Below are 16,596 nucleotides of genomic sequence, written 5' to 3'. Positions count from 1 at the left end.
GGGTATCATAATGAACGAAAACCAGAATAAAATTATCACCGAAAACTTAAATCTCTATTATGGAGAGAATCATGCGCTGAAAGACATCAACATGAAGATTCGGGAAGGGGCTATTACGGCATTCATCGGACCCTCCGGGTGTGGAAAATCCACCTTTCTGAAAACACTGAACAGGATGAACGATCTGGTAGATTGTGTCAGGATAGAGGGAAAGGTTTACCTGGACGGCGAGGATATTTATGATCCAAAGGTAGATACCACGCTGCTCCGGAAAAAGATGGGAATGGTGTTTCAGCAGCCCAATCCATTTCCTATGAGCATTTATGACAATATTGCTTATGGACCAAGGATCCACGGGATCAAAAATAAAGCCGCGCTGGATGAGATCGTAGAAAGATCACTCAGAGGTGCTGCTATCTTTGATGAGGTAAAAGACCGTCTGAAAAAGTCTGCGCTTGGTCTTTCGGGTGGACAGCAGCAGAGACTTTGTATTGCAAGGGCACTGGCAGTAGAACCAGAGATCCTTTTGATGGATGAGCCGACCTCGGCACTGGATCCGATCTCAACTCTTAAGGTTGAGGAGCTGATGGAAGAGCTGAAGAAGGATTATACAGTCGTGGTCGTTACCCATAACATGCAGCAGGCAGCCCGGGTTTCTGACTATACCGCATTTTTCCTGGTGGGAGAAGTGATCGAATTTGATACAACAGATAATATCTTTTCAAGACCCAGGGATAAGAGGACTGAGGATTATATTACCGGACGGTTTGGCTGATATACTAGGAGAGACAGAAGGAGAATAACATGTCACCCAGAACAACATTTATCAATGAATTAAACCAGTTAAAGGAAAATGTAGCTGATATGGCGACCAGAGTTGAGAAAAACTATGAAACTCTGTTCGAGGCCTATGAAAAAAAGGAAAAGGCTGCCATAGAAAAAATCGTGGCAGTGGATAAGGATATCAACAGAAGGCAGAGGGAAATTGAATCAGAATGTCTGTTCCTGATCACGAAGCAGCAGCCAATTGTCAGTGACCTGCGGGCAGTCACAGCCAGCCTGAAGGTGGTTACCGATATTGAGAGAGTAGGAGATCATGTGGCAGATATTGCAGAGCTGCTCATCCGGATGGATATGAAGGAGCTGTCAGCGTATTCTGTCCACTTAAATCCGATGATCGGGGAAACGAGAGATATGCTTCGGATGGCGGTGGATGCTTTTACCGGCAGAAATAAAGAGGAAGCGCAGGAAGTCATTCAGAAAGATGATGTTGTAGACGAGCTTTTTAATGCTGTTAAGAATGATGTCATCGAGTCACTGAAAAAGGAAACCAGGGATGCAGATGAGAGCGTTGACATTTTGATGATAGCCAAATATCTGGAAAAGATCGGAGATCATGCTGTTAATATCTGTGAATGGGAGATCTTCAAAGAGACTGGAAATATCAGTGATATGAGGCTTTTGTAAGAAAGATAAGTCCCTGGAAAACGACAGAATGAAAATTTTTATATCCAAATGGGAATAAATAGTGTAGAATGGGAATCAAAGCGAGCTTTCTACGCATGACCCGGAGGGATAACATGGATATTTTTTCGTTACTGTCGATGATCGGAGGCCTGGCTCTGTTTCTGTATGGAATGGAGGTCCTTGGTGATGGACTGAAGAAGGCATCCGGCGGTAAACTGGAGCACATTCTTGAGAAGCTGACGAGCAACAAGCTGATGGCTGTGCTTCTGGGCGCAGGTGTGACTGCAGTGATCCAGTCATCTTCTGCAACAACTGTCATGGTAGTCGGATTTGTCAATTCCGGTATTATGAAACTCTCACAGGCTGTGGGAGTTATTCTTGGTGCCAACGTAGGAACAACAGTAACAGCCTGGATCCTGAGCCTTACAGATGTAAACGGATCCGGATTTTTCCTGCAGCTTCTGAAGCCTACTTCCTTTTCGCCGATCCTGGCAATTATTGGTGTATGTCTGATCAGCATTGGCAAGAAGGAAAGACAGAAAAATATTGGTACGATCCTGATCGGGTTTGCGGTACTGATGTTTGGTATGGACACGATGTCTACGGCTGTTGAGCCTCTGGCAGAGCAGCCGGAATTTTCACATATTCTGCTTATGTTTTCCAATCCGGTACTGGGTATGCTGGTAGGTCTGATCCTGACAGCAGTTATCCAGTCTTCATCCGCATCTATTGGTATCCTGCAGGCGCTGTGTGCAACGGGTGTAGTAAGTTATGCTACAGCGATCCCCATTATCATGGGACAGAATGTAGGAACCTGTGTGACAGCACTGATCTCCAGTGCGGGTGCCAGCAAGAATGCCAAGCGGGCAGCCCTGATCCATCTGTACTACAATATCATAAAGACAGTAGCATTTATGGCTGTTTTTTATGCACTGAATGCTTTTATCCACTTTGCGTTTCTTGAAGAGGCAGCGAGTGCCCTTGGTGTTGCTGTGATTCATACTGCATTCAATGTGGCAGCAGTCATTATTATTTTCCCGGTTTCCTGGATCCTTGAAAAGCTGGCTTATCTGACGATTCCTGAAACGGAAGAGGAGAGGGAGAAGGAAGCCGAAAAATCCAGAAAAGAAATCCAGCTCTTGGATACCCGCTTCCTGTCAACACCCGGATTTGCTCTGGAACAGTGTAAAAATGTAGCGGTAGATATGGCAGATTATTCCAGGGAAGCACTGTTCCTGGCAATCCAGATGCTGGACAAGTTTGATAAAGCCTCTGCAGACAGAGTGGTGGAGCTTGAAAATATCGTAGATCATTATGAGGATGAGATCGGTGTTTATCTTGTCAAGCTGTCAAGCCGCCACCTGACTGAAAAAGACAGTCAGCATTTATCCGTACTGCTTCACAGTATTGGTGATTTTGAACGTATTTCGGATCACGCGATCAATATCATGGAAGCAGCGAAGGAAATGCATGCCAAGGAACTGGATTTTTCCAGGAAAGCAAGAGAGGAACTGGGTATTTATACCGGTGCGATCAAGGATATCATCAACACCTCTGTTCTGGTGTTCCAGGAGGAAGATCTGAAGCTGGCTGCCATGATCGAGCCAATGGAAGAAGTGATCGATTATCTCAGTGTAGAAGTAAAGAAAAGACATATGAAACGCCTCCGCAAGGGGAAATGTACGATTGAAATGGGATTTATCCTTTCAGATATTGTAACTAATTATGAAAGGGTATCAGATCACTGCTCTAATATTGCATTGTCCCTGTTACAGCTCAATGAGGAAAACTTTGAAGCACATGAATATCAGGAGGCAATTTCCAGTAAGGATAATGTTGCCTTCACGACAGAGGTAAAGCATTTGAAGGAACGTTATCAGCTGCCATAGAAAGGCGGGACTGTTGTGGCATTTGTATATATTGTTGAGGATGATAAGAATATCAGGGAGATCGAGGTGATCGCCCTGAAAAATTCCGGATATGAAGTACAGGAGTTTGAAACTGCAGGAGAATTCCGAAAGGCATTTGAAGAAAGGCAGCCGGATCTGCTGCTCCTTGATCTGATGCTTCCGGATGCAGATGGTCTTGATATTGTCAGGGAACTGCGTCAGGATAAAAGGGGAAGAGAGCTTCCCATTATCTTGGTGACAGCCAGAACGACAGAAATCGACAAGGTAAAGGGACTGGATATCGGTGCGGATGATTACCTGACAAAGCCTTTTGGTATTATGGAGCTGATCTCAAGGGTGAAGGCTCTTCTGAGGAGGACAAGCAGAGAGCAGAACAGCAGAGTGCTTGAAATAGGAACAGTCCGTATGGACGATGAAAAGCACAAGGTTACAGCGGCAGGGGCAGACTGCGAGCTTACCTTTAAGGAATATGAGCTTTTGAAACTCCTTATGACGAATGCGGGTATTGTGACATCCCGTGAGGAGATCCTGGAAAAGGTATGGGGTACTAATTTTGAGGGAGAATCAAGAACCCTTGATATGCATATCAAAACACTGAGGCAGAAGCTTGGAGAGACCGGAAGTCTGATCAAGACAGTGCGGAACGTCGGCTATATTTTCAGTGCATAAAGGAATATACCTATGAAGAGAAAAATATATAACAGACTATTTGCAACAGCTACTCTGGCAATTGTGGTTACCCTTTTGCTTACGGTAGCTGTTTATTATAATCTGCTGAAAAAGCAGGTGCTGGAGGATAGCAGACACTATGCACAGATGGCAGCAGGACTGCTGGAGGGCACTGAGGATATTGAGAAGTCACTTGCACCTCTGACAGGAGAAAATGGTGCACAGGATATCCGTATTACTGTGATAGACCATGAAGGAGATGTGCTGTACGATTCCAAGGTGCGTGCGGACGGTCTTTCGAATCACAAGAGCAGGCCGGAAGTACAGGAAGCTCTTACAGATGGAAGTGGCTTTGAGATCCGAAGATCTGCCACACTGGATGAAAATACCTACTATTATGCCATGCTTCTGAAGGATGGGACTGTCCTGCGGGTTGCCAGGGAAGCTGACAGTATTTACAAGGTAATGGAATATGCAGTGCCGTATCTTCTACTGATCGTAGCAGCACTGCTGGTTGTATGTGGGATAGTTTCGTATTACTTGGCAGAAGGGATCATCCGTCCTATACGGCAGATCGCAGAGAGCGGCGGGGAGACAGGAGAGGTTTCTTCTTATGAAGAAATGAAGCCCTTCATTGAGGCTATTCAGAGACAGCAGGATGACGTGCTGGAAAATGCAAGGCTCAGGCAGGAATTTACAGCCAATGTTTCCCATGAACTGAAGACACCACTGACAGCGATCTCCGGTTATGCAGAGCTTGTGGAAAACGGCATGGTCGCAGAAGAGGGGGAGGTGCGTCGGTTTTGTGGTGAGATCCACAAAAATGCAGGAAGACTCCTGGTACTGATCAATGACGTGATACGTCTGTCAGAGCTGGATGATTCAGAAAATCAGGAGACTATGGAACCTGTCAATCTTTATGAATGTGCAAAAAACTGTGTTGATATGCTGCAGCTGAATGCAGAGAAGCATGGTGTTACCCTTACGGTGAGTGGCGTGAATGTAGTGATATCAGCTAATCATCAGATGGTGGATGAGGTGCTTTACAACCTGTGTGATAATGCAATCAGGTACAATAAGGAAAAGGGAAGCGTCAGTGTGATCGTGGAAGACCGCCTGGATCTGGCAGTACTGACGGTGAAGGATACCGGTATTGGTATTCCGAGGGAACATCAGGAACGGATCTTCGAGCGTTTTTACCGGGTGGATAAAAGTAGAAGCAAATCCACAGGGGGAACGGGTCTTGGACTTGCAATCGTCAAGCATATTCTGTTAAAATTAAATGCGGAAATTGCACTAAAGAGTGAGCCGGGAGAAGGGACAGAGATCACGGTAACATTTCCTGCGATCAGGGAGGCCAGGTTCCGGCAGACGTCATAGAATAACAGGAGGCAATGAATATGGAGAAACCGGCAATCTGCGGAGGGGAACCTGTCCGCAGTACAAAAATATTTTATGGACACCAGTTTATTGATGAGGATGATATCCAGGCAGTTGTAGATGTGCTGAAAAGTGATTATCTGACCTGTGGTCCCAAGATCGGGGAACTGGAAGAAAAGCTGTGTGAAGTAACGGGAGCAAAATATGCAGTTGTATGCAGCAATGGGACAGCGGCACTTCATATTGCCTGTCTGGCAGCCGGAGTTATGCCGGGAGATGAAGTGATTACTACACCGATTACCTTTGCCGCCTCTGCAAACTGTGCACTGTACTGCGGGGCAAAGCCTGTCTTTGCAGATATCAATGAAAATACCTATAACATAGATCCGGCACATGTGGAGAAGCTGACAACAGAGAGAACAAAGGCCGTAGTAGCAGTTGACTTTACAGGTCAGTCAGTGGAACTGGACAGATTGCTTACCCACTGCAGAGAACATAATCTGGTACTTATCGAGGATGGCGCCCATGTGATCGGCACCAGCTATAAGGGCAGGATGAACGGATCCATTGCTGACATGACGACCATGAGCTTTCATCCGGTAAAGACCGTAACAGGAGGCGAAGGCGGTGCAGTCCTTACCAACAGTAAAGAATATTATGAGAAGCTTTTATTATATCGTGCCCATGGCATTACCAGAGATCCGAAGCTCATGGAGCATGAGCCGGATGGCCCCTGGTATTACGAACAGATCGCACTTGGGATGAACTATCGTATGACGGATATGCAGGCGGCGCTGATCATCAGCCAGCTCAATAAGCTTCCGAGATTCATGGAGCGAAGAAAGGCAATTGTGAAGGCTTATAATGAGGCTTTTTCCAGGCTGCCGCAGCTTTTTGTACAGCAGGAGATTCCGGAATCTGATACCACAAGGCATCTGTATATCCTGCGGATCCGCCCAGAGAAGCTGACGATTGACAGAAAGCAGTTTTTTGAGGCCCTGGCAGCAGAAAATATCTGTTGTAATGTGCATTATATTCCTACCTATTATTTCCCTTACTATGAAAAGCTTGGCTACAAAAGGGGACTTTGCCCAAAAGCAGAGAAGCTCTATGCAGAAGAGATCAGCCTTCCTCTTTACTATGCCATGACTGATCAGGATGTAGAGGATGTGATCCGGGCAGTTACCAGAATTGCAGAGTATTTTAAGGCTTAAGAAGCTGTAAGAGACACGAAAAGGCAGACAGTATAAGGGCGGAGACAAGAGGATATGTTACTCAGTGTGATTGTACCGGTATATAATATGGCAGAGGGCGATAAGCTTTCCTTCTGTATGAACAGTCTGGTGAACCAGACCATAGAGGACTATGAGATCATAGCAGTAGATGACTGTTCGACGGACAGATCATTGGAGATCCTTAGAAGCTATGAAAGAAAATATCCAGAGAAGGTGAAGGTGATCGCCTCACCGGAGAACAGAAGACAGGGGGGAGCCAAGAACCTGGGTCTTGCGAAAGCACAGGGCGAATGGATCGGATTTATCGACAGCGATGACTGGGTCTGTGATGATTATTATGAGAAGCTGCTGAAGAAGGCAGAAGAAACTGGTGCTGATATGGTTGGGTGTGATTATCATCTGACCGGAGAGCACAGCATGCAGATCGGCCAGATCGTACACAATAACAAGCCTTCACAGGCGGGGATCCTGAATGAGGAAAAATACCGATCCCTGATCCTGGACAGCGGCAGTCTTGTGGTGAAGATTTACAGGAGGCATATCATCCTGGATTATCCCAACCGTTTTCCCGAGCATATTTTCTATGAGGATAACGCCATCAGTAATTCCTGGATGCTGAGAGCGAAGCATTTTGAATATATCCAGGAGCCCATGTATTACTATTATCAGCATGACAGCTCTACGGTGCATACGATTACAAAAAGCCGGTGCGAGGACCGCATGGAAGCAGCAAGAGTGATGGTCAGGGAGGCCAGGGAATTTGACTATCTGGAGCAGTATTATCCGGAGATCGAAAGCAGCTTTACCACCCTGTTTTATGTAAATACCCTGTTTTCCTATATGGCTGGTGTGAAGAAAAAGGAATATGGATTTGTGAAAGCACTTTACAGGGAGATGAAAGAGACGTTTCCCGGGTTTATGGAAAATAAATATTATGGGGAGAGAGTTCATGCAGAGGAAAGAAAGCTGATCCGTCTGCAGAGCAGATCCACCCTGTTGTTTATGCTGTATTACAGGCTGCTGTGGACCTACAGGAATCTGAGAAAGCGGTTGTAGATATGCTGTAAATGGGGTATACTTAAAAGGTATTTTTCCAAAAGAAAGGAAGGGCTTTCAAATGAAGAGAATCGGTATGTTAACGAGCGGCGGTGACTGTCAGGCACTGAACGCAGCAATGAGGGGTGTGGTAAAGTGCCTCGTAAACAGTAATGAAGATGTGGAAATTTATGGCTTCCTGGATGGCTATAAGGGACTGATCTATGGGAACTTCCGTATGCTTGCCGGACATGATTTTTCCGGTATCCTTACTAAGGGAGGAACGATTCTCGGCAGCTCAAGAGTTCCGTTCAAGACCATCAGGGAGCCTGATGAGAACGGCGTCGACAAGGTAGAAGCCATGAAGCAGAATTACTATAAGCTGCGTCTTGACTGTCTGGTTATCCTTGGAGGAAACGGCACCCATAAGACAGCAAACCTTCTTAGGGAAGAGGGACTCAATGTGATCACACTTCCGAAGACGATCGACAATGACCTCTGGGGAACAGATATGACCTTTGGCTTCCAGAGTGCTGTCAATATTGCCACAGAAGCTATTGACTGTATCCATACGACAGCATCTTCCCATGGGCGGACCTTTATTGTGGAGGTTATGGGACACAAGGTAGGGTTCCTGACATTGAATGCCGGTATGGCGGGCGGCGCAGATATTATCCTGATCCCGGAGATTCCCTATGATATTAACAGGGTTATAGAGGCAATCGAAAAGAGAAACCAGGATGGCAGCCGTTTTACGATTCTGGCAGTGGCTGAGGGAGCCATTTCCAAGGAGGATGCGAAGCTGTCCAAAAAAGAATACAAAGAAAAAATGAAGAGTTATAAATATCCTTCCGTTTCCTATGAGCTGGCAGATGAGATCCAGAAGAGGACAGGTGGAGAGGTACGTGTGACAGTACCAGGACATACCCAGAGAGGCGGAAGTCCCTGCCCTTATGACAGAGTATTTGCGAGCCGTCTCGGTGCAGAAGCAGGAGAACTGATCCTGAAGGGTGAGTACGGATTTATGGTTGGATATAAGAACAGAGAAATTGTGAAGGTTCCGCTTGCTGATGTGGCAGGAAAGCTGAAAATGGTTTCTCCGGATTCTGATATTGTCAAGGAGGCCAAGCTTCTTGGTATCAGCTTCGGAGATTAAGAGAAGGAACGCTTCCGGAAGGAAATATCAGAATGTCATATACAGCTCTTTACAGAAAATTTCGTCCCACAGTATTTGAAGATGTAAAGGGACAGGAGCATATAGTAACGACCCTGAAAAACCAGATCAGGGCTGACAGGATCGGTCATGCCTACCTGTTCTGCGGAACAAGAGGAACAGGTAAGACCACTATTGCCAAGATCTTTGCCAAGGCGGTGAACTGTGAGCACCCGGTGGATGGAAGTCCATGCGGAGAATGTGAGACCTGTAAGGCCATTGCCGCAGGAGCATCCATGAATGTGATCGAGATTGATGCTGCATCCAATAATGGTGTGGACAATATCAGGGAGATCGTGGAAGAGGTTGCCTATTCTCCAGCGGCAGGAAAATATAAGGTTTATATCATAGACGAGGTTCATATGCTTTCCATAGGAGCGTTTAATGCTCTTCTGAAAACACTGGAGGAACCACCGTCTTATGTTATTTTTATTCTGGCTACGACAGAGGTACATAAGATACCGATCACGATCCTTTCAAGGTGCCAGCGGTATGATTTCAGAAGGATCACGATCGATACGATCGCAGACAGGATACGGGAACTGACAGGGATTGAGAAGGTTCCCATAGAGGACAAGGCGATCCGCTATATCGCCAAGACAGCGGACGGCTCCATGCGGGATGCCCTAAGCCTTCTTGACCAGTGTATCGCCTTTCATTTCGGACAGGAACTGACGTATGATAAGGTGCTGGATGTCCTTGGAGCTGTGGACACGGAGGTGTTCAGCAGGCTGCTCCGTGCTGTCCTTGAGGAGGATGTAAGCAAGACACTTGCCATCCTGGAGGAGATGGTGGTACAGGGAAGGGAACTGACCCAGTTTGTAACCGATTTTACCTGGTATCTGAGAAACCTGCTGCTTCTTAAAACAGCAGATGGGATCGAAGATATCATAGATATGTCAACAGATAATCTGAACCATCTGAAAGAGGAAGCAGAGCTTACTGACTATGACAGGATCATGCGGTATATCCGTGTGCTTTCTGATCTTTCAGGACAGATCCGGTATGCAGCACAGAAGCGTGTACTGATCGAGATTGCACTGATCAAGCTGTGCAGACCCCAGATGGAAGTGGATACATCATCTTTGTCAGAGAGGATCCGGGATCTGGAGGAAAAGCTGGAAAAGGGTATTGTACAGACGATCCCGGCGAAAGGCGGCAGCAGCCCACAGCAGAGTACGGCTCAGCCAGAGCCGCAGGCACCTCTTCCAGAAGCAGTCCCGGAGGATATCAGGATGGTGGCAGGTAAATGGTCTGTGGCTATTTCAGAACTGCCAAATCCTATGAAAACCTACCTGAAAGGGGCGTATCCCAGCCTCTCGGAGGATGGGAAGCTTATGGTTGTTCTCGGTGACGGACTTCCGTTTGATTATTTCAGGCAGGAAGGTCATAAGGAAGAGCTGGAGAAGCACCTTTCCGGTTATGCAGGTAAGGCTATGGAGGTTGTTATTAAAAATGCACAGGCTGGCAGAAATCCGGAGGCTGTATTCCCGAATCTGACCAGACTGATCTCTGATAATATTCAGATCGAGATTGAAGAAGAGGAAGAACCGGAGGAGGATCCTCTGGAAGAAGAATTTTAAAAAGAAAAGTTTTATGTTGAGAAAGGAAAATAAATTATGGCAAAACGTGGAGGATTTCCCGGTGGTGGAATGCCCGGAAATATGAACAATCTGATGAAGCAGGCGCAGAGAATGCAGCGTCAGATGGAAGAAAACCAGAAAGCAATGGAGACAAAGGAATTTACAGCCAAGGCCGGTGGCGGAGCTGTTGAAGTGACAGTGACCGGGAAGAAAGAGATCACAAAGGTCAAGCTGTCTGAAGAAGTAGTGGATCCGGATGATATTGAGATGCTGGAGGATCTTGTTATGGCAGCAACGAATGAAGCACTCCGTATGGCAGATGAAGCAAATGCAGAGCTGATGAACAAGATGACAGGAGGACTCAGCCTCGGAGGAGGACTTCCGTTCTAATGGATCTTTATAGCGGATATATTAACAAATTAATCGATGAGCTGGCAGCTCTTCCGGGAATCGGGAACAAGTCTGCACAGCGTCTGGCATTTCATCTGATCAATATGCCAAAGGACAAGGTGGCCAGACTGTCAAAGACGATCCTGGATGCCAAGGAGCATGTCCGCTATTGCAAGGAATGTTATACTCTGACGGATGATGAGCTCTGCCCAATCTGCAGAAATGAAAAAAGAGATCACAGCACGATCATGGTGGTAGAAAATACCAGGGATCTTGCTGCCTATGAGAAAACAGGTAAATATGAAGGGGTATATCATGTGCTTCATGGGGCAATATCGCCCATGCTCGGGATCGGACCGTCAGATATCAAACTGAAGGAACTGATTGAGAGACTGAAAGGAGATGTGCAGGAAGTGATCATTGCCACCAACTCAAGTCTGGAGGGCGAGACTACAGCCATGTATATCGGGAAGCTCATTAAGCCTACAGGAATTAAAGTGACAAGGATTGCCAGCGGTGTGCCGGTAGGGGGTGACCTTGAATATATTGATGAAGTTACCCTGCTGCGGGCACTGGAGGGAAGAACAGAACTATAACAGGAGAGGAGTTATCAGAAAATGGCAGTAAGAACAGAAGCATTTGGCAAAATGAAAGACGGCCGGGAGATCACAAGATTTTTTATCAGCAATGGAAAGGGCATGGAGGCAGGTGTCATTAATTATGGTGCGATTCTCGTAGACCTTTTGGTTCCGGATAAGAATGGACAGACTGCAGATGTGGTTCTTGGTTATGATACACTTGAGCCTTATTTTGAAAACGGAAGCTGTTTTGGTGCGACCATCGGACCAAATGCCAACAGAATTGCGAATGCCAGCTTTGTGCTGGAGGGAAAGAAATATGAGCTTGCAAGGAATGATGGGGAAAATAATCTTCACAGTGATGCAGAGCTTGGTTATCACAAGAGGATATGGGATGCACAGATTGAAGGAAATGGTGTGAAATTTACACTGGAGGATGCAGACGGTTCCATGGGATTTCCAGGAAACAAGAGGGTTTCAGTTACCTATACTGTAACCGAAGAAAATGAACTTCAGATCCATTATCACGGGGAAAGTGACAGAAATACGATCCTGAATATGACAAATCATTCTTACTTTAACCTTGCAGGACATGATGCGGGTAGAATTGAAGGACATAGGCTGTTACTTCATGCAGCAAATTATACACCGGTACTGCCGGGTGCGATCCCTACAGGAGAGATTGCTTCTGTAAAAGGGACACCATTTGATTTTACGACAGAGAAGGAGATCGGAAGGGACATTAATGAAGACTGTGAACAGTTAAAGCTATGCAAGGGCTTTGACCATAATTTTGTAATAGATGGTGACTATGGCACCTTACGGGAGGCCGCAAGAGTGACAGAGGAAACCTCTGGCAGGGTCATGACAGTACTGACTGATCTGCCCGGCGTGCAGTTCTATGCAGGAAACTGTATTAGCAGAACGACAGGAAAGAATGGGGCAGTGTATGCAGAAAGAAGCGGACTTGCGCTTGAAACCCAGTATTATCCGGACACTGCCAATGAACCGGGATTTCCGTCTGCAGTATTTGGACCTGACAGGGCATATGATACAGTAACTATTTATCGTTTTGCCTGAAAGTCGAACAATAAAGAAAAAGCCGGACAGGCTATGACAGAAAGCGCATAGATTTTCCGATATGATGAAGAAAAATAGATATCATGGAGGGACTATGCGCTTACCTTGGATAGTAAGGCAGATCGGAAATGCTTCCGGAAAGGATCGGATCTATATAGAAGATTATGCCTGTTCTTTTTTGGAAAACTGCAGAAAAGAGGAATCTCTGCTTCCTGTCAGAGCTGCATTGTATGGATATGCATTGCAGAAAGAGGAAAGTCATATCTATCTGATTTATGGTGTTTCCCATATTGCGGCAGAGCTTCAGCAGGGGATGAGCCAGGAGCAGATCCAGGAAATGTTCTTTTCAGAATATGAGCTGATCGGCTACGTGAATCTGTATGCCGGTCAGACACTGTTTGAAAATCCGGCTTCTCAGGATTCTTCCGGTAAAGCGGGATTTTTTATCTTTTATGAGAACAATGAAGCCATGCAGGATTATATGATATTCTGCAATAAAAGAAAACAGAGAATGCCGGGGGACCACAGATCAGGCATTAAAGAGGATAAACACCTGGGAGTGAAAGGTAAAAGCAGCAGGAGACAGGGGAAGTGGACTGGCTTTATTTCGATTTTTCTTCTGGCAGTTCTCATTCTGCTGACGGCAACAGCCTCTCTTGCGATTGGGGATTATGCTGCCATGCGGGAATTTGCGCTTATGGCGGCAAAGGCATTGCAGGGAGCCGGTTAACAGGATATCTGGAGAAAAATATGTCAAACATTCGGGACTATTTAAAAGAAAGAGAAAAACGTCAACAGACCGAAAAGACCACTGGTTACAGAGAAAAGATCAGGGGACATAAGCTGGCTATATTTTACAGGGCAGCGCTTGGAGTTATTTTGGTTGCAGCTGTGCTGTTCTTTTTTATATTTCAGTGGAAGAATAAAGTCTTCACAGAAAGCGTGATCACAGGTTCTACGCCGGTGACGATTGTCCAGGGAGCCAGCGTAAGGGCACTTGGGACACGGGTGCTGTTATACAGTAAGGACGGTGTCAGTTCGCTGGATGAAAAAGGAAATGTGCTCTGGAACCAGACCTTTGAAATGCAGAATCCCATGACCACAATCTGTGGAAATGTAGCGGCGATCGGTGATTATAATGGCAGAACAATTTATGTGGTAAGTGGGGACAAGCAGCTTGGAACTGTGAACACCAATCTGCCGATCCGGAAGATCTGTGTGTCGGAGAATGGAGTAGTGGCAGCGGTTCTGGATGATTCTGACGTGACAAGGATCCTTCTTTATAATGGAAATGAAAATACGGATACTTCTATTGTAGATATCAAGGCTACTATGGATAAGAGCGGATATCCTCTAAGTATCTCTCTTTCGCCAAATGGGAAACTCCTTGCCATCTCCTATCTCCATGTTGACAGCGGTGAAATGAAATCAACAGTTGCTTTCTTTAATTTTGGTGAAGTGGGAAAAAATGAAAGTGATAATTATGTGAGCGGTTTTGATTATGTTGATACGGTAGTGCCTTATGTACAGTTCATGAGCAGCAGCAATGCATTTGCTGTTTCAGATGATAGAATTGTATTCTTTTCCGGAAGTGAAAAGCCGAATACTACGGCTGTAGCATTGCTGGATGAAGAGGTACAGGGAATTTATTACAATGAAAGCTATGTAGGACTGGTATACAGAGATCAGAGCGGAGAAGCTGCCTACCGGCTGGATGTTTATAATACAGGTGGTGACAAGATTCATTCCCTGCTGATCGATATGGACTATTCAGATATTGTATTTTCCAAAGACCAGATCATCATTTATAATGATATGGACTGCCGTATCTGTAATATCAGTGGAGTGGACCGGTTTACCGGTACTTTTGAAAAACCGGTAAGCCTGCTGATACCTACCTCTTCTGCTTACAAGTACACGGCAGTGACCAGCGGCTCGGTAGATACGATGGAATTAAAATAGAAAAGGACGAAGGAGAGGATGTATTATTTTTCACTGGTGATAGTTGCTCTGATCTTTATCTGGCGGATTGCTGCAGGAGCCAAAAAGGGAATGGTAAAGGAACTGATCTCACTGATCGCTATGGTGGCAGCGGGTTTTTGTGTGATCCTGATCATGGGAGCGCTGAACAGTTATTTTGACCAGAAGATTGGTCAGGTGGTGCAGTTCGTCTGTGTCCTGTTTGCAGTCTGCCTGGTATACCGGCTTATGAACGTACTGTTTACCTCACTGAAGCTGATCTCGGGTCTGCCGGTGATCCGTTGGCTTGACAAGCTGCTTGGGATGGTACTCGGGGTGGTGGAGGCAGGACTGATCACGGCTTTTCTGGTGCGGGTCGTAAAGGAGCTTGGCCTGACATTCTTATCTGTATAATAGGATAAAAAAGATCAATCTGAAAAGTTAGCAAAAAACAGTTGACATTTCAGAAAAAGGGACTAAAATAGTCCATAGTTTTAGAAATGAAATGCAGAGAGCAGGACAGGATGCTTTCCGGGAAGCATGGACAGAGAGCCGGCGGTTGGTGCGAGACGGTGTGTGAAGGAAGAGCATTATCCCCTGAGAGCAGTTCGGGTGAAGCAGCCAGTAATCCGAAACGGAGATCCACCGTTACAGGGATACGTATTCAGCAGCAGTGCGGATATGATAAGAGAGGTCAATTTTATTGGCAATTGAAGTGGTACCGCGGAGAACAGTTCTTCGTCTTCTGAGTGAATCAGGAGACGGAGTTTTTTTGTTGTTAAGAAACGGTAAAGATTTCCTGAGGATCAACGTGCTTTTGATGTCAGACACCGGGCTTTGGTTTAAGACCAAATACTGGTGTTGAGCATATATATTTATATTCAATCAAAGAGGAGATAGTATTATGAACACACTGGTTATTGTACTGGTTGCAGGCGTATGCCTGGCTGCAGGTTATCTTTTCTATGGAAGATGGCTTGCAAAGACATGGGGGATCGATCCCAATGCCAAAACTCCTGCCGTAACAAAGGAAGACGGACAGGACTATGTACCCACAAATGGCTGGACAGTATTTGCCCATCAGTTTTCATCCATTGCCGGAGCTGGCCCTGTTACAGGTGCTATTCAGGCAGCTGTATTTGGATGGGTTCCTGTGTTTCTCTGGATCGTCCTTGGTGGTATTTTCTTTGGTGCAGTCACCGATTTTGGTGCGCTGTATGCAAGCGTCAAGAACGAAGGAAAATCCATGGGACTTCTGATCGAACAGTATATCGGAAAAACAGGACGTAAGCTGTTCCTTCTGTTCTGCTGGTTATTCACCCTGATCGTTATTGCTGCATTTGCTGACATGGTTGCAGGTACCTTTAATGCCTATACCGTAGTGGATGGTGTATCACAGCTTTCTGACGCTGCGAAGACCAATGGAGCGGCCGGAAGCATTTCTCTGCTGTTTATTGTATTTGCAGTTGTATTTGGTCTGATCCAGAAGAAGTTCAAGCTGACAGGCTGGAAGCAGGTTGTAGTCGGACTTATATGTACAGTGGCAGCTTTTGCAATTGGTATGGCATGCCCGATCACAGCAACCAAGGACACATGGAGTTATCTTACATTTGCCTATATCTTTCTGGCAGCAGTGCTTCCGATGTGGCTTTTGATGCAGCCAAGGGATTATATGACAACCTTTATGTTTGCAGGAATGATCCTTGGAGCAGTTATCGGTCTGCTGGTTGCACATCCTAAAATGAATCTGCCAGCATTTACCGGATTTCATAATGATACACTGGGAGATCTGTTTCCGATCCTGTTTGTAACTGTTGCCTGTGGTGCGGTTTCCGGATTCCATAGTCTGGTTTCTTCGGGAACCTCTTCCAAGACTGTTTCCAATGAAAAGGATATGCTGAAGGTTGGCTATGGTGCTATGATACTGGAAAGTCTGCTGGCAATTCTTGCTCTCTGTGTAGCAGGCGCAGCTGCAGCTGCCGATGGTACTGCAGCAAGTGGAACACCGTTCCAGATTTTTTCATCAGGTGTGGCTGGATTTTTTGAAATGTTTGGTATTCCTGTATATGCTGCACAGTGCTTTATGACAATGTGCGT

At 45.9% G+C, this 16,596-nt stretch carries 16 protein-coding genes and 1 other annotated feature (1 of these 17 cut by a window edge); all 16 genes read left to right on the top strand.

Annotated elements, in window-relative coordinates; translation table 11 throughout:
• The first annotated feature begins 10 nt into the window (after positions 1-10).
• Positions 11-775, top strand: a complete 765-nt coding sequence (pstB, locus tag OCV77_RS05095) for a phosphate ABC transporter ATP-binding protein PstB (RefSeq protein ID WP_262573840.1) — start codon at positions 11-13, stop codon at positions 773-775.
• A gap of 29 nt (positions 776-804) precedes the next feature.
• A complete protein-coding gene (phoU, locus tag OCV77_RS05090) occupies positions 805-1,467 on the top strand; it encodes a phosphate signaling complex protein PhoU (RefSeq protein ID WP_262573838.1) in 663 nt (220 codons plus the stop codon).
• Positions 1,468-1,580: 113 nt separating this feature from the next.
• A complete protein-coding gene (locus tag OCV77_RS05085) occupies positions 1,581-3,356 on the top strand; it encodes a Na/Pi cotransporter family protein (protein ID WP_262573837.1) in 1,776 nt (591 codons plus the stop codon).
• A 15-nt stretch (positions 3,357-3,371) separates the two neighbouring features.
• Positions 3,372-4,046: a response regulator gene (locus OCV77_RS05080; protein ID WP_118799402.1), complete on the top strand. Its 675-nt coding sequence runs from the start codon at positions 3,372-3,374 to the stop codon at positions 4,044-4,046.
• 12 nt (positions 4,047-4,058) lie between these two features.
• Entirely contained in the window at positions 4,059-5,426 is a 1,368-nt protein-coding gene (locus OCV77_RS05075; protein WP_262573836.1) for a sensor histidine kinase, read from the top strand.
• 14 nt (positions 5,427-5,440) lie between these two features.
• Positions 5,441-6,640, top strand: coding sequence for a UDP-4-amino-4,6-dideoxy-N-acetyl-beta-L-altrosamine transaminase (gene pseC / locus OCV77_RS05070; RefSeq protein ID WP_334307698.1), 1,200 nt, complete (start codon positions 5,441-5,443; stop codon positions 6,638-6,640).
• Between the two features lie 54 nt (positions 6,641-6,694).
• Positions 6,695-7,717, top strand: a complete 1,023-nt coding sequence (locus OCV77_RS05065) for a glycosyltransferase family 2 protein (protein ID WP_118799399.1) — start codon at positions 6,695-6,697, stop codon at positions 7,715-7,717.
• Between the two features lie 61 nt (positions 7,718-7,778).
• Complete coding sequence (locus OCV77_RS05060; protein WP_118799398.1) at positions 7,779-8,852, top strand: 6-phosphofructokinase; 1,074 nt, start codon at positions 7,779-7,781, stop codon at positions 8,850-8,852.
• Positions 8,853-8,884: 32 nt separating this feature from the next.
• The gene (gene dnaX, locus OCV77_RS05055) at positions 8,885-10,492 is read left to right on the top strand and encodes a DNA polymerase III subunit gamma/tau (RefSeq protein ID WP_118799397.1); all 1,608 of its coding nucleotides are present in this window, start codon (positions 8,885-8,887) and stop codon (positions 10,490-10,492) included.
• Positions 10,493-10,528: 36 nt separating this feature from the next.
• Entirely contained in the window at positions 10,529-10,882 is a 354-nt protein-coding gene (locus OCV77_RS05050) for a YbaB/EbfC family nucleoid-associated protein (RefSeq protein ID WP_118799396.1), read from the top strand.
• The gene (recR, locus tag OCV77_RS05045; protein ID WP_118799395.1) at positions 10,882-11,478 is read left to right on the top strand and encodes a recombination mediator RecR; all 597 of its coding nucleotides are present in this window, start codon (positions 10,882-10,884) and stop codon (positions 11,476-11,478) included. The genes OCV77_RS05050 and recR overlap by 1 nt, the downstream gene beginning before the upstream one ends.
• 21 nt (positions 11,479-11,499) lie before the next feature.
• Complete coding sequence (locus OCV77_RS05040) at positions 11,500-12,540, top strand: aldose epimerase family protein (RefSeq protein WP_262573832.1); 1,041 nt, start codon at positions 11,500-11,502, stop codon at positions 12,538-12,540.
• A 94-nt stretch (positions 12,541-12,634) separates the two neighbouring features.
• Entirely contained in the window at positions 12,635-13,270 is a 636-nt protein-coding gene (locus tag OCV77_RS05035; RefSeq protein WP_262573830.1) for a hypothetical protein, read from the top strand.
• A gap of 20 nt (positions 13,271-13,290) precedes the next feature.
• Complete coding sequence (locus OCV77_RS05030) at positions 13,291-14,502, top strand: DUF5711 family protein (RefSeq protein WP_262573829.1); 1,212 nt, start codon at positions 13,291-13,293, stop codon at positions 14,500-14,502.
• Between the two features lie 18 nt (positions 14,503-14,520).
• Positions 14,521-14,913: a CvpA family protein gene (locus tag OCV77_RS05025; protein ID WP_262573828.1), complete on the top strand. Its 393-nt coding sequence runs from the start codon at positions 14,521-14,523 to the stop codon at positions 14,911-14,913.
• Between the two features lie 87 nt (positions 14,914-15,000).
• Positions 15,001-15,248: a binding site (T-box leader), on the top strand.
• A gap of 155 nt (positions 15,249-15,403) precedes the next feature.
• Positions 15,404-16,596 carry the 5' portion of a carbon starvation CstA family protein gene (locus OCV77_RS05020; protein ID WP_262573826.1) on the top strand. 496 nt of this gene lie beyond the right edge of the window, so the window shows 1,193 of its 1,689 coding nt (coding positions 1-1,193); the start codon lies at positions 15,404-15,406; its stop codon lies beyond the right edge, outside the window.

The sequence above is a fragment of the Suilimivivens aceti genome (assembly GCF_025567405.1).
Classification (GTDB): domain Bacteria; phylum Bacillota; class Clostridia; order Lachnospirales; family Lachnospiraceae; genus Suilimivivens; species Suilimivivens aceti.
The sequence above is the reverse complement of the archived record's forward strand: the minus strand, read 5'-3'. Positions and strand labels throughout refer to the sequence as shown.